The organism is Acidovorax sp. Leaf160, from assembly GCF_001424265.1.
Classification (GTDB): domain Bacteria; phylum Pseudomonadota; class Gammaproteobacteria; order Burkholderiales; family Burkholderiaceae_C; genus Paracidovorax.
This window is the reverse complement of the sequence record NZ_LMOV01000001.1, coordinates 288,402-300,541: the sequence shown is the minus strand read 5'-3', so window position 1 is coordinate 300,541 and position 12,140 is coordinate 288,402. Positions and strand designations below refer to the sequence as shown.

General features: G+C 68.0%; 11 protein-coding genes. 3 read left to right on the top strand and 8 right to left on the bottom strand.

What is annotated here, in order from left to right; translation table 11 throughout:
* Positions 1-11: 11 nt before the first annotated feature.
* From ASF94_RS01260 to ASF94_RS01250, 3 genes are read right to left on the bottom strand one after another with little or no spacing between them, the layout of a single operon-like run.
* Complete coding sequence (locus ASF94_RS01260; protein ID WP_056660336.1) at positions 12-539, bottom strand: chemotaxis protein CheW; 528 nt, start codon at positions 537-539, stop codon at positions 12-14.
* A gap of 19 nt (positions 540-558) precedes the next feature.
* Positions 559-924, bottom strand: coding sequence for a PleD family two-component system response regulator (locus ASF94_RS01255; RefSeq protein ID WP_056660334.1), 366 nt, complete (start codon positions 922-924; stop codon positions 559-561).
* On the bottom strand, positions 924-1,322 hold the full coding sequence (locus tag ASF94_RS01250) for a PleD family two-component system response regulator (protein WP_056660331.1): 399 nt from the start codon (positions 1,320-1,322) through the stop codon (positions 924-926). Before ASF94_RS01250 ends, ASF94_RS01255 begins: the two co-directional genes overlap by 1 nt.
* Positions 1,323-1,638: 316 nt before the next feature.
* Between ASF94_RS01250 and ASF94_RS01245 the strand changes: the two genes are divergently transcribed.
* The 3 genes from ASF94_RS01245 to ASF94_RS01235 are packed head-to-tail and all read left to right on the top strand — an operon-like array spanning position 1,639 to position 4,773.
* Positions 1,639-2,580, top strand: a complete 942-nt coding sequence (locus tag ASF94_RS01245; protein ID WP_056660328.1) for a bifunctional hydroxymethylpyrimidine kinase/phosphomethylpyrimidine kinase — start codon at positions 1,639-1,641, stop codon at positions 2,578-2,580.
* Complete coding sequence (gene hemL, locus ASF94_RS01240; RefSeq protein WP_056660325.1) at positions 2,564-3,877, top strand: glutamate-1-semialdehyde 2,1-aminomutase; 1,314 nt, start codon at positions 2,564-2,566, stop codon at positions 3,875-3,877. The genes ASF94_RS01245 and hemL overlap by 17 nt, the downstream gene beginning before the upstream one ends.
* Before the next feature lie 2 nt (positions 3,878-3,879).
* Positions 3,880-4,773 (top strand): acyltransferase, encoded by an 894-nt coding sequence (locus tag ASF94_RS01235; protein ID WP_056660322.1) that lies wholly within the window; start codon positions 3,880-3,882, stop codon positions 4,771-4,773.
* A gap of 163 nt (positions 4,774-4,936) precedes the next feature.
* On the opposite strand, the gene ASF94_RS01230 is transcribed toward ASF94_RS01235, so the two are convergent.
* The 5 genes from ASF94_RS01230 to purH all read right to left on the bottom strand — a co-directional run bounded on the left by ASF94_RS01230 (position 4,937) and on the right by purH (position 12,094).
* Positions 4,937-5,359, bottom strand: a complete 423-nt coding sequence (locus tag ASF94_RS01230) for a hypothetical protein (protein ID WP_056660319.1) — start codon at positions 5,357-5,359, stop codon at positions 4,937-4,939.
* Positions 5,359-6,582 carry a hypothetical protein gene (locus tag ASF94_RS01225; protein ID WP_056660316.1) on the bottom strand — a complete coding sequence of 408 codons (1,224 nt, stop codon included), beginning with the start codon at positions 6,580-6,582 and terminating at the stop codon, positions 5,359-5,361. The genes ASF94_RS01230 and ASF94_RS01225 overlap by 1 nt, the downstream gene beginning before the upstream one ends.
* Complete coding sequence (locus ASF94_RS01220) at positions 6,576-8,930, bottom strand: TonB-dependent siderophore receptor (protein ID WP_082492885.1); 2,355 nt, start codon at positions 8,928-8,930, stop codon at positions 6,576-6,578. The genes ASF94_RS01225 and ASF94_RS01220 overlap by 7 nt, the downstream gene beginning before the upstream one ends.
* Positions 8,931-9,007: 77 nt before the next feature.
* Positions 9,008-10,270 (bottom strand): sigma-70 family RNA polymerase sigma factor, encoded by a 1,263-nt coding sequence (locus ASF94_RS01215; RefSeq protein ID WP_162244621.1) that lies wholly within the window; start codon positions 10,268-10,270, stop codon positions 9,008-9,010.
* A 222-nt stretch (positions 10,271-10,492) separates the two neighbouring features.
* Positions 10,493-12,094 carry a bifunctional phosphoribosylaminoimidazolecarboxamide formyltransferase/IMP cyclohydrolase gene (gene purH, locus ASF94_RS01210; protein WP_056660310.1) on the bottom strand — a complete coding sequence of 534 codons (1,602 nt, stop codon included), beginning with the start codon at positions 12,092-12,094 and terminating at the stop codon, positions 10,493-10,495.
* Between the last annotated feature and the right edge of the window lie 46 nt (positions 12,095-12,140).

Genomic DNA, 12,140 nt, shown 5'->3' with positions numbered 1-12,140 from the left:
TGAAGAAAGATTCAAGCACTGATGCTGAGGAAGGCAGGGTCCTGCGAGAGGGTCTGCAGATTGAGCTCCTGCCAGCGGGCGCCGTGGGCGTCCTGGTAGGAGGTGCCGAAGAACGGCGGTGCGTCCTCGGCAGGAGGCTCGGATGCGACGAAGGCCTCGGTGCCCCGCAGGCCGGCCAGCCGATCCACCAGCAGGGCGACGTTGACGTCGAGCGCCGCGTTCAGCGCGAGCAGGCTGGACTCGGCCAGCGCGGCTTCGCTGCGCGCCGGCGTCTCGCCCAGCAGCCCCGCCACGTCGACCACGCCGATCAGCGCGCCGCGCAGGTTGGCCACGCCGAGGAACCAGGGCTGGGTGTAGGGCACGGGCTGCACGCCACGCCAGGAGAAGATCTCCCCGGACTGTTCGAGCGGCAGCAGAAACCGGTGTCCCGCCGACTCGACCGCCAGCCACGACGACACGTTCGAGCCTTCGCCCCGCGCCGCCTGCAGGCGTGCCGCGAGACGGGTCTGTAGCTCCCTCAGGGCTTCGCGATTGGCCATGGGCGTCGCAACCGTTTCTTCAATTCAAGGCGTTGATCTTGGCCTGCAGCTCTGCGGGGTCGACCGGCTTGGTGATGTAGCCGCGCGCGCCCTGGCGCATGCCCCACACCCGGTCGGTTTCCTGGTTCTTGCTGGTGCACATGATGATCGGCACGTCGGCGTACTGCGGGTCGCGCGAGATGGACCGCGTGAGCTGGAAGCCGTTCTGGCCGGGCATGACCACATCCATCAGGATCAGGTCGGGCTTTTCTTCGGCCAGACGTCGAAAGGCCTCTTCCGCGTTCTCGGCGGTGCGCACCTGCATGCCTTTTTTCTGCAGCAGATCGGTCAGGAACATCAGTTCGGTCTTGGAATCGTCAACGACCAGCACTTTCCGGATCGGCATCAGATAGCTCCTTGGGGGGCACTGCCAAACTGCTGCACGGCCTGCAGCAGTTGGTCTTTGGTGAAGGGTTTGGTGAGGTATTCCTGGCAGCCCACCATGCGGCCGCGGGCCTTGTCGAAGACGCCGTCCTTGGAGGAGAGCATCACGACCGGCGTGTCGGCGAAGCGCGCATTGCGCTTGATGATGGCGCAGGTCTGGTAACCATCGAGTTTTGGCATTAGGATGTCGCAAAAGATCAGCTGCGGCTGATAGTCATTGACTTTGGCGAGGGCGTCGAAGCCGTCATCGGCCAACAGAACCTCGTGGCCGCCCTGCTTGAGAAAAATCTCGGCGCTTCGCCGGATGGTGTTGCTGTCGTCCACCACCAGCACCTTGAAGGTTGCACCCGTCGTAGTCAATGTTGCTGCTCCTGGGGGATTGGTTGAAACCACGCTGGCGCAAGCCGCGTGTCAGATCCGGACCATCTCGAAGTCTGCCTTGCGCTCGCCCGCACCGAAGCCTGTTCGGCGCATGGGCACGGCGCCACACGGACGGCATGGCAAGCCGGGTGGGTGGGCGCTCCGCAAGGCGTCCGGAACCCGTTCGCGCATCGGGCGCTTCGGGGGTTCCAGCTCCATCGCAGCTTAAGGTGCGTTCACATAGAATGCAACGATTGTATCCAGGCATCTCAGCGGGATGCAGCTTCCGTGCCACGGTTTAGGCTCGCATCTGCCCATGACTCTCCCTACCTCCCTTCCCCCCGAAATCGAAGAAGCGGCGGACGCTGAAGACGCCGCCCCGGTGTGCGTGATGGTGTTCAACGCCAGCGACCCCAGCGGCGCCGGCGGCCTCACCGCCGACATCGCCACCATCGCCTCCGTCGGCGGCCATCCGGTCGCCATCGTCACCGGCGCCTACGCCCGGGACACGGCCGAGGTGTTCGACCACTACGCCCTGGATGACGAAGCCGTCGCCGAGCAGGCCCGCGCGGTGCTGGAGGACATGCCTGTCCAGGCGATCAAGGTCGGCTTCGTCGGCACGCCGGAAAACCTCGGCGCGGTGGCCAGCGTGGCCTCCGACTACGGCGACGTGCCCGTGATCGCCTACATGCCCGACCTCTCCTGGTGGCGCGACGACCTGATCGACCAGTACCTCGACGCCTGCCAGGAGCTGCTGCTGCCGCAGACCTCGGTGCTGATCGGCAACTACAGCACGCTGCGCCGCTGGCTGCTGCCCGACTGGAGCAGCGACAAGGCGCCTTCCGCGCGCGACATCGCCCAGGCCGCGTCCGGCATGGGCGTGCCCTATGTGCTGGTGACGGGCATTCCCGCGCCCGACCAGTTCATCGACAACGTGCTGGCCTCGCCGCAGACCGTGCTGAGCTCCTCCCGTTTCGAGCGGTTCGAGGCGACCTTCGCGGGTGCGGGCGAAACCCTGTCGGCCGCGCTCACGGCCCTGGTGGCCAGCGGCGATGACCTGGCCGACGCCGCCAAGGAAGCGCTGACCTACCTGGACAGCTGCCTGGACGGCGGCTTTCGGCCGGGCATGGGCCATGTGGTGCCTGACCGCCTGTTCTGGGCGCAGCCCGACGACGACGAAGCCGACGACGACGAGACCCCGCAAGACCCCACGGCCGTCGACGGCTTCGTGATGCCTCCCCATGACACCCAGCACTGACCTGAATCTTCCCCTTTTCGAACGCGCCAAGGCGCTCATTCCCGGCGGCGTCAATTCGCCCGTGCGCGCCTTCAAGGCGGTCGGCGGCACCCCGCGCTTCGTGCAGCGCGCGCAGGGCGCCTATTTCTGGGACGCCAACGGCCAGCGCTTCATCGACTACATCGGCTCCTGGGGGCCGATGATCCTGGGCCACGGTCACCCCGCCGTGCTGGAGGCCGTGCAGAAGGCCGCGCTCGACGGCTTCAGCTTCGGCGCGCCCACCGAGCGCGAGGTCGACCTGGCCGAAGCCATCCTCAGCCATGTGCCGTCGATGGAGATGATCCGCCTGGTCAGCTCCGGCACCGAGGCCGGCATGAGCGCCATCCGCCTGGCGCGCGGCGCCACGGGGCGCAGCAGGATCATCAAGTTCAATGGCTGCTACCACGGCCATGCCGACGCGCTGCTGGTCAAGGCCGGCTCGGGCCTGGCCACCTTCGGCCATGCCACCAGCGCCGGCGTGCCGCCCGAGGTGGTGCAGCACACGCTGGTGCTCGAATACAACGACGTCACCCAGCTGGAAGAAGCCTTCGCGCTGCATGGCAGCGAGATCGCCGGGCTGATGATCGAGCCCATCGCCGGCAACATGAACTTCGTGCGCGCGAGCGTGCCCTTCATGCGCCGCTGCCGCGAGCTGTGCACGCAGCACGGCGCGCTGCTGGTGTTCGACGAGGTGATGACCGGCTTCCGCGTGGCCCTGGGCAGTGCGCAAAGCCTCTACGCCCGCGACATTCCCGGCTTCCGGCCCGACATCACCGTGCTGGGCAAGGTGATCGGCGGCGGCATGCCGCTGGCGGCGTTCGGCGGCCCGCGCGCCATCATGGAACAGCTGGCGCCGCTGGGCCCGGTGTACCAGGCCGGCACGCTGTCGGGCAACCCGGTGGCCACCGCCTGCGGCCTGGCCACGCTGCAGGAGATCAGCCGCCCCGGCTTCTACGACACGCTCGCGGCCCGCACGCGCAGCCTGGTCGAAGGCCTGGCCGGTGCTGCGCGGGCGGCGGGTGTGCCCTTCAGCGCCGACAGCGAAGGCGGCATGTTCGGCTTCTTCCTGATGCCCGAGCTGCCGCAGAACTACCCCACGGTGATGACCACCGACGGCGCGCGCTTCAACGCCCTCTTCCACGGCCTGCTGGATCGCGGCGTCTACATCGCACCCGCACTGTATGAAGCCGGCTTCGTGAGCGCGGCCCACACCGATGACGACATCGCGGCCACGGTGGCCGCCGCGGCCGAGGTGTTCCAGACCTGGGCTGCCCGCTGAAGATGTTCGCGTTGTTGAAGATGGTGGCGTGTGGCCTGGTGCTGGCGCTCAATACCGTGGGCTGCTTCTCCCTGATGATGCCTTTCGCACTGGCCAAGCTGGTGCTGCCGTTCACGCCCGTGCGGCGGGTGACCGACCGGGCCCTGGCCGCCCTGGCCGAGCTGTGGATCGGCATCAACAACCTCTGGATCGGTGCCGCCAACCGCGCGCCCTGGCAGGTCTCGGGCCTGGAGGGCTTGAGTCCGCGCCACTGGTACCTCGTCACCTGCAACCACCAGACCTGGGTGGACATCGTGGTGCTGCAGCGCGTCTTCAACCGGCGCATTCCGCTCCTGAAGTTCTTCCTGAAGCGCGAACTGATCTACGTGCCGGTGATCGGCCTGGCCTGGTGGGCGCTGGACTTTCCCTTCATGCGGCGCAGCAGCGGCGGCGCCAGCGCCCGGCAGGACCTGCGCGCGGCCAAGGCCGCCTGCGAGAAATTCCGCCGCATGCCCACCGCCGTGATGAACTTCTCGGAAGGCACGCGCTTCACCCCCGAGAAGCAGGCCGAGCAGGGCTCACCCTATCGCCACCTGCTGGTACCCAAGTACGGCGGCATGGCGACCGCCCTGCAGACCTTGCAGGGCGAGCTGGATTCCGTGCTGGACGTGACCATCGCCTATCCCGACGGCGTGCCCAGCTTCACGGACGCCCTGGCCGGCCGGCTGGGCCGCGTCGTCGTGCACGTTGAGCGGCGCCCAGTGCCGGCGGCCGTTGCGCGGGCCGGCGCGCGCAATGCGATGCAGGAATGGCTGGACGGCCTCTGGCGCGAAAAAGACGCGCGGCTGGACATGTGGCTGAGAGAGCCAACCCTCTCCACGCAGCCTCAGAACGTGTCGAGAAGTTCACACGATTAGGCCGACGCCTGACGCCCCCCCCCGATGCGGCGCGGCATGGCGGACTGTGGAAGACTAGCGAGCGGCTGCTCGGCACCTGCCTGCCGTTCCCCCATGGCTTTCTCGAGGCTTCCACTCGCAAGAGCGTCAAGGGGTTCCCGGAAGATGCGGCGACTGTCCCGCGTCAAACCAGCAGTTCGAGCGCCTGGCGCCGCGCATCGTCCCGGTCATCCGCCAACAGCTTGGGAAATGGAAGCAGCTTGCTCACGGTGACGAAGCGTGACGTGAGCAGCGTGCGCAACGCCGGGTCGGTGGTCACATAGACGTAGCCCGCACACCACTCGCGCAGGTCGCCCTTGCGGGCCTTGAGCCAGACCATGGACTGCCGTTCGTCCTCGTGCGGCTCGTCGTCGTGGTCGTGACGGGCAGGCGTCCAGACGATCACGAAGCGCTGGCGCTGTGCCAGGACGGCGTCGAGCGAGCGCAGGGTGCGTGGCACGCGGTCGACTTCATCCAACTCCGGGAAGCGCGCGTAGACGATGGGCCATTCACCGATATCGAACAGTGCGGCATCGGGTAGGGGTGGGACGAATTCAATGGTTGTCATCAGGGTTCTCTCGTTTCCAAGGAGGGTAGCCACAGCAGCAGCAACGCCGTGACGGCCACCAGTGCAGCCGCGCCGGCGGTGTAGAACGTGGGCCAGTCGATCAGCGCGGCGAGCCTGCTCGCGCCCATCGTGGCGAGGATGCCGGCCAGCCGCGCGCCGCAGAACAGCACGGCATAACTGGTGGCTGCCTGCGCGCCCACCGACCACGACAGCGTGAGCGAGGCGCAGACCACCATCAGCCCGCCCACCACCGCGGCCATGCCGATGGCGCCCGCGATCGCCGAGGCCTGTACCTGCATGCGGACGCCCCAGCACAGCAGGGCCAGGCACCCCAGCCCCAGCACGGCAAAGGCGGAGAATGCGCCGGCATTGCCCAGCCGGCGGATCAGAGAGCCAGCCACGGCCGAAGCGAACAGCATGCCCACCGGCTGCGCGGTGCCGACCAGCCAGGCAATGCGCTCCAGTGTCACGCCCAGGTCGACCAGCATCACGCGGTTGAGCGCCGTCAGCGGAAAGACGACGCTGGCGACGAGCACCAGCAGGCCCAGCCGCCGCCGCATGACACCCAGGCGCAGCGCTCCATAGGGCCGCGCGCCGCCGGCGGCAGGGCGCCTGACGCCCGCGGCGCGGTCCACATCCACGAGGCCGAACACCGGCACCAGCGTCAGTGCCAGTAGCAGCACCACCAGCGCAAAGGTGAACGACCAGCCGATGCGCGCCAGCAGGCCGACGAACACGCCGCCGCCGATCAGCGCACCCAGCGACAGCGCTGCCAGCTTGAGCGCGGCAGCCAGGGGCTTGGCCTGCTCACCGGTCGCCTCCACGGCCAACGCATCAAGCGCCAGGTCCATCGTGGCCACCGCCAGCGCCACCACCAGGCCCAGCGCGAACAGCAGCGGCAGCGCAGCGTGTTCCATCAGCGCAACCGTTGCCAGCGCGGCCATGGCGACAGCCTGGGCAGCCACGATCCAGCCGATGCGCGGCGAAAGGAACGGCAGCCGCAGCCGGTCCACCAGCGGCGCCCAAATGAAGGACAGACCGATCGGCAGATACAGCGCGAAGACCCAGACCATCTGCGCCACCGGCATGCCGCGCGCGCGCAGGACGGGGGGCAGGCCGCCCTGCAGCAGCGCCACGATGACACCGAAGCCCAGGTACAGCGCGCCGATGCCTGCGAACACGCGCCACCGGCGCACACCCGCGTCCAGACCGACGCTCACCATTTGACGTTCAGCGTGGCCAGCAAGGTGCGGCTCTGTCCATAGTTGCAGAAGTCGGCCGCGTTGCAGGTGAAATAGGTCTTGTCAAACAGGTTGCTTACGTTGAGGGACAGTGCGGTGCCTGCGATCAGTTCGTAGCGCAGCATCGCGTCAGCCACCGTGTAGGCAGGGATGCGCTGGGTGTTCGCCGCGTTTGCGTACGCCGCGCCGACATGGCGCACACCACCGCCCAGCGTCACGCCTGCGGGCAGGCGGTAGTCGGCCCACAACGAGGCCGTGGTGCGCGCTACCGCGATGGGCCGCTGGTTCAGGTCCACGCCGTTGCTGCGGGTGATCTTCGGATCGAGAACGGAGAGGCCGCCCACCAGGTTCAGCCCCCGGGCTAGGTTGAACTTGGCCTCGAACTCCACGCCGCGCGAATTCACCTCGCCGGTCTGCACCATCGCATTGGGCAGCGACGAGTTGGGGTCGCGCGTCAGCACGTTGCGCTGGGTCAGGTCGAACGCAGCCAGCGTGTAAAGCTGCTGGGTGCCTGGTGGCTGGTACTTGATACCGAGCTCGTACTGCCGGCCGGTCGTCGGCTTGAACGGATCGCCATAGGGATTGACGACGACCGCCGGATCGAATGATGTGGAGTAGCTGGCATAGGGTGCCACGCCGTTGCTGAAGTTGTGCATCAGGCCCGCTCGGCCGGTGTACTTGGTGAAGTTCTGCCGGGTGTCGCGACGGGTGAGTGCGTTGTCAATGCTGATGTCCGCGTGGTCGGCGCGCAGGCCGAGCAGCAGGCCCCAGGCGCCCCAGCGGATGTGATCCTGCGCATAGAGGCCCGCCAGCCGCTGCACCCGGTCCGGGCTGTTGTTGGCTGCTGGGCGCGGGATGGGCTGGGTGTAGTCGGGATTGAGGAGGTCGAGCGACGGCGCCCCCGCCATGGCCTGTAGCTGCGTCCAACGGTCGCGCTGCAGGTCCAAACCGAACACCATGCGATGCGCGAGGGGGCCTGTGGCCGACTCGCCCTCGATGCGGGTATCCAGGTTGACGGCGTTCATGCGCTCCTGAGACCAGGTGGCGAACCGCGTCAGCGTCCGGTGGTCAGGCTGCAACCGCAGAGTGCCTGCCATGCTCTGGTCCATCTCCATGTGCCAGTAACGCATGTTCTGCTGCAGGCGCCAGCCGCTGGCAAAGCGGTGGCTCAGCTCGTAGCCGGCGCTGGCCTGGATGCGGTCGTACTGGTTGAAATCGGGCGAGCCATCGAAGAAGTCACGCCGTATCGGCCCATAGGGGTTCGGCAGGATGGTGCCGCTGGAGGGCAGCACGCCGTAGTAGCCCCCGGTCGGATCGTGCTGCCATGAGGCCAGCAACGTGAGCGCGGTATCGGCATCGGGGCGCCAGGTGACCGAGGGCGCGATGGCGATGCGCTCTTCCTTCGTCATCTGCACCGACGTATCCGCCTTGCGGGCCAGGGCGGTGAGGCGGTAGGTAAGCGTGCCGTCGTCCCCCAGCGGGCCACCGCTCTCGAACCCTGTCTGGACGCGGCTGTGGCTGCCCACGGCGAGGTTCACCTCATGGAACCGCTCCTGCGTCGGGCGCTTGCCCACCAGGCTGACAATACCGCCCAACGGTGCCTGGCCGAAGACCACCGAGGCTGGCCCCTTGAGCACCTCGACACGCTCCAGGAAGTAGGGATCGATCTGCGGAATCAGGTACGAGGAGCCGCGCGGCAAGCGCAAGCCGTCCAGATACTGGAAGGTGTCCAGCACCCAGCCGGTGCCGCGGAACGCCATCTGATCGAAGCGCGAGATGTCGCCGCGGATGTCTGCGGACATGCCCGGGACGTAGCGCAGCGCCTGCTGGATGCGCTGGGCACCCTGCGCCTCGATCTGCTCGCGACCGACGACATGGATGGACACAGGCGTCTCCATGATGGCCATGTCCACCTTGCCCGCCGTGGCGCTGCGGCGGGCCACGTAGCCCGTCACGGGGCCCGTGGCGGCCTCGGCCTGGGCGGAGGCGCTCACTGTCACTACGGGTAGCGTGGAAGCAGCGCCCGGCGAAGCGACGCGCTCCACCACCAGCGTGCGCCCCTGCACGCGCCCCTGCAGGCCGCTTCCCGCAAGCAGGATGCGCAGGGCATCGGCCAAGTCGTGAGTGCCTTGCAAAGTGGGAGCCGAGCGGCCCTGTGCCAACTCGCCGGCGAAGGCCAGTTGCAGGCGTGCCTGGCTCGCCAGGGCAGCGAGCGCGGGCGCCAGCGGCTGCGCCGGAATGTCGAAGTGGACGGACTGCGCGCTGGCGGCATGGATCTGGAACGCCAGGCCCAGGGCCATGGCGGCGCGGAGAAGTGTGGAACGTTGCATGCGGGTGCGTCCTTGTGCGGAAGAAAGAAAGGCTTTCTTCTGTAGGACGAACCGGGTGCTGGAATCCCTCGTCTTTTTTATCGGCCCGCGAGCAGCAGGCTGCCGTCGGACTCGCGCACGAGGCGCACGGGCAGCGCGGCAGGCAGGGCCTGGAGCCAGTCGTGGGCATGGGCGATTTCCACCGTGCCGCTCACGCGCAGCAAGGCAGCGCGGGCGTCTGCACGCAGGTCCATGCGGCTGTAGCGCGACAAGCGCTGCGCGGCCTCGGCGAGCGGCATGGCGTCGAAGTGCAGGCGGCCATCGCGCCACGGGGCCACCGGGCCGCTGATTGCGCGTGCCGCAGCCCCGCCCAGCGGCACGGCCAACCCCTGGCCTGCGGTGAGCTCAGCCGCCAGCACCCGACCGCCGCGCTCGACGCGCACATGGCCCGATTCCACCTGCACGAGCACGCCGCCCGCCGGTTCCAGCTCTACGCTGAAGCGCGTGCCCAGCACGGTGACGGTGACGTCGCCTGCATCGACGACGAAGGGGCGCGCCGCTTCCGCACGTACCTGGAAGAAGGCCGCCCCCTGCAGCAGAAGCACGGCACGCCGGCGGGCGTCGAAAGCCACTTCGGCACGGCTGGCCGCATCGAGGGCGAGGAGCGAGCCATCCGGCAACGCCTGGTTCACGCGCTGGCCGCGCTGGGTGGCGAAGGCAGCCTGCCATTGCAGCGCCTGTGCCTGCCAGTGGCGCCAGCCCTTCCAACCCATCATGGCCACCGCGCCGAGACCCAGCAGCGATGCCAGACTCTTGCGCCGCCCCCTGGCAGCGGCGGGCACGCCCTTGTCGCCGCGCCAGTGCCGCAAGGCGGCCTCGACCCGGTCGCCCGCCACGGCCAGGTCGCGCTCGACGGTTGCCAGCGACACGTCCAGCCGCGCAGCGATGCTCCCCTGGCATTCGCCGTGGATGCGGTGGTCCTCGAACACCGTGCGCGCCCGGGCAGGCAAGGCCGCCAGCACGGCATCGAGGGCCGCCAGCGCCTGGCGGTACATCACGCCATCTGCCACGTCGGGCACGTGGGCTGCCCCTGCCCCGGTGTCTACCGACTGGGCCAGATAGCGTTGCAGCCACTGCGCGCGCCGGTGCTGGTCCAGGTGCAGATTGGCCGCCACGGTGCAGAAGTAGCTGCGCGCATCGCCGATGGATTCGGCGTCCGTCGCCGGGTGCTCGGCCAGGCGCATCCAGGTGTCATGCGCCACATCGCGCGCCTGCTCGTCGCAGCCAAGACGGCGGCGCAGAAAACGCACCAGGGATTCGTAGTGCAGCGGGAATTCATGCAGGAGATGCGGCGTGGACATGACCGCCAAGGATAGCGGACAAATGATAATAAATCTCATTAACCGCATCACCTTCTGACAGACCTACCCCCTCCGACTCCTACTGCCTCCCTCACCAGGCGCCTGATGCCATTGAAAAAGAGCTGGCAGTGCTTGCCAGACAAGCGCCTGCGGCCGCGAGGTGCTCCGCCGCCAAGACGAGGCCGTCGTCGAGCGGCGGCCAAGCCTTCGCCCCGAACGATGTCAATGCCGGAAGTGGCGCACGCCGCTGAACACCATGGCCACGCCGCGCTCGTTGGCCGCATCGATCACTTCCTGGTCGCGCATCGAGCCGCCGGGCTGGATGACGCAGGTCGCGCCGGCATCCACCACCACGTCGAGGCCATCGCGGAACGGGAAGAAGGCGTCGCTCGCCACCACCGTGCCCTGCAGCGACAGCTTCGCGTGCTCGGCCTTGATGCTGGCGATGCGGGCGGAGTCGAGGCGGCTCATCTGGCCGGCGCCCACGCCCATGGTCATGCCGCCCTTGCAGAAGACGATGGCGTTGCTCTTGACGTACTTGGCGACCTTCCAGGCGAAGAGCAGGTCTTCCATCTCTTCCAGCGTGGGCTGCTTTCGGGTGACCACCTTCAGGTCGGTCAGCGCCAGCTCGTGGTTGTCGGCCGACTGCAGCAGCATGCCGGAGCCGATGCGCTTGGCGTCCATGGCGTTGCGGCCACGGCTCCAGGCGGTCGAGCCCTGTGGACCGGGCAGCGCGATCTGCATCAGCCGCACGTTGGCCTTGGGGCGGAAGATTTCCAGCGCTTCGGGCGTGAAGCCCGGCGCCATCAGCACTTCGACGAACTGCTTGACGACCAGTTGCGCCGCAGCGGCATCCACCGGGCGGTTGAAGGCGATGATGCCGCCGAACGCGCTGGTCGGGTCGGTCTGGAAGGCCTTGCCGTAGGCGCTGGCGGCATCCAGGCCCACGGCCACGCCGCAGGGGTTGGCGTGCTTGACGATCACGCAGGCCGGCGCGTCGAAGCTCTTGACGCATTCCCAGGCGGCGTCGGCGTCGGCGATGTTGTTGTAGCTCAGCTCCTTGCCCTGCAGCTGCTCGCCGGTGACGATGGAGCCCGGCGCGGGATGCAGGTCGCGGTAGAGCGCCGCCTGCTGGTGGCTGTTCTCGCCGTAGCGCAGGTCCTGCACCTTGACGAACTGGCCGTTGCTCTGGCCGGGGAACTGGCTGCGCTCGGGCACATAGGTGTCGGACAGCTTTTCCGCGTCGAAGCTGACGGACGAGAGATAGTCGCTGATCGCGCCGTCGTACTGCGCGATGCGGTTGAACGCGGCCACCGAGAGCTGAAAGCGCAGCTTGTCGCTGAGCTTGCCGGCGGCTTTCAGCTCGTCCAGCACGGCGCCATATTGGTCGGCCGAGGTGACCACACCCACGTCCTGCCAGTTCTTGGCGGCGCTGCGCACCATGGCCGGGCCGCCGATGTCGATGTTCTCGATGGCGTCGGCCAGCGTGCAGCCAGGCTTGGCGACGGTGGCTTCGAAGGGGTAGAGGTTCACCACCAGCAGGTCGATGGTGTCGATGCCGTGTTCCTTGAGCGCCGCCATGTGCTGGGGCACATCGCGCCGCGCCAGCAGGCCGCCGTGCACCTTGGGGTGCAGCGTCTTCACGCGGCCGTCGAGCATCTCGGGGAACTGCGTCACCTCGGCCACCTCGGTGACGGGCAGGCCCTTGTCGGCCAGCAGCTTGGCGGTGCCGCCAGTGGACAGCAGGCGGATGCCCAGGGCATGCAGCGCCTGCGCGAATTCGACGATGCCGGTCTTGTCGGAGACGGAAAGAAGTGCGTTCATGGATTCAACGGAGGTTTTTGGAATCAAATCGGGCTCCAGCGCTTGA

Bases quoted from the DNA above. Each gene is read 5' to 3' on its own strand.
- ASF94_RS01260 (WP_056660336.1), bottom strand. From the start codon at position 539: ATGGCCAATCGCGAAGCCCTGAGGGAGCTACAGACCCGTCTCGCGGCA.
- ASF94_RS01255 (WP_056660334.1), bottom strand. From the start codon at position 924: ATGCCGATCCGGAAAGTGCTGGTCGTTGACGATTCCAAGACCGAACTG.
- ASF94_RS01245 (WP_056660328.1), top strand. From the start codon at position 1,639: ATGACTCTCCCTACCTCCCTTCCCCCCGAAATCGAAGAAGCGGCGGAC.
- hemL (WP_056660325.1), top strand. From the start codon at position 2,564: ATGACACCCAGCACTGACCTGAATCTTCCCCTTTTCGAACGCGCCAAG.
- ASF94_RS01235 (WP_056660322.1), top strand. From the start codon at position 3,880: ATGTTCGCGTTGTTGAAGATGGTGGCGTGTGGCCTGGTGCTGGCGCTC.
- ASF94_RS01230 (WP_056660319.1), bottom strand. From the start codon at position 5,359: ATGACAACCATTGAATTCGTCCCACCCCTACCCGATGCCGCACTGTTC.
- ASF94_RS01225 (WP_056660316.1), bottom strand. From the start codon at position 6,582: ATGGTGAGCGTCGGTCTGGACGCGGGTGTGCGCCGGTGGCGCGTGTTC.
- ASF94_RS01220 (WP_082492885.1), bottom strand. From the start codon at position 8,930: ATGCAACGTTCCACACTTCTCCGCGCCGCCATGGCCCTGGGCCTGGCG.
- ASF94_RS01215 (WP_162244621.1), bottom strand. From the start codon at position 10,270: ATGTCCACGCCGCATCTCCTGCATGAATTCCCGCTGCACTACGAATCC.
- purH (WP_056660310.1), bottom strand. From the start codon at position 12,094: ATGAACGCACTTCTTTCCGTCTCCGACAAGACCGGCATCGTCGAATTC.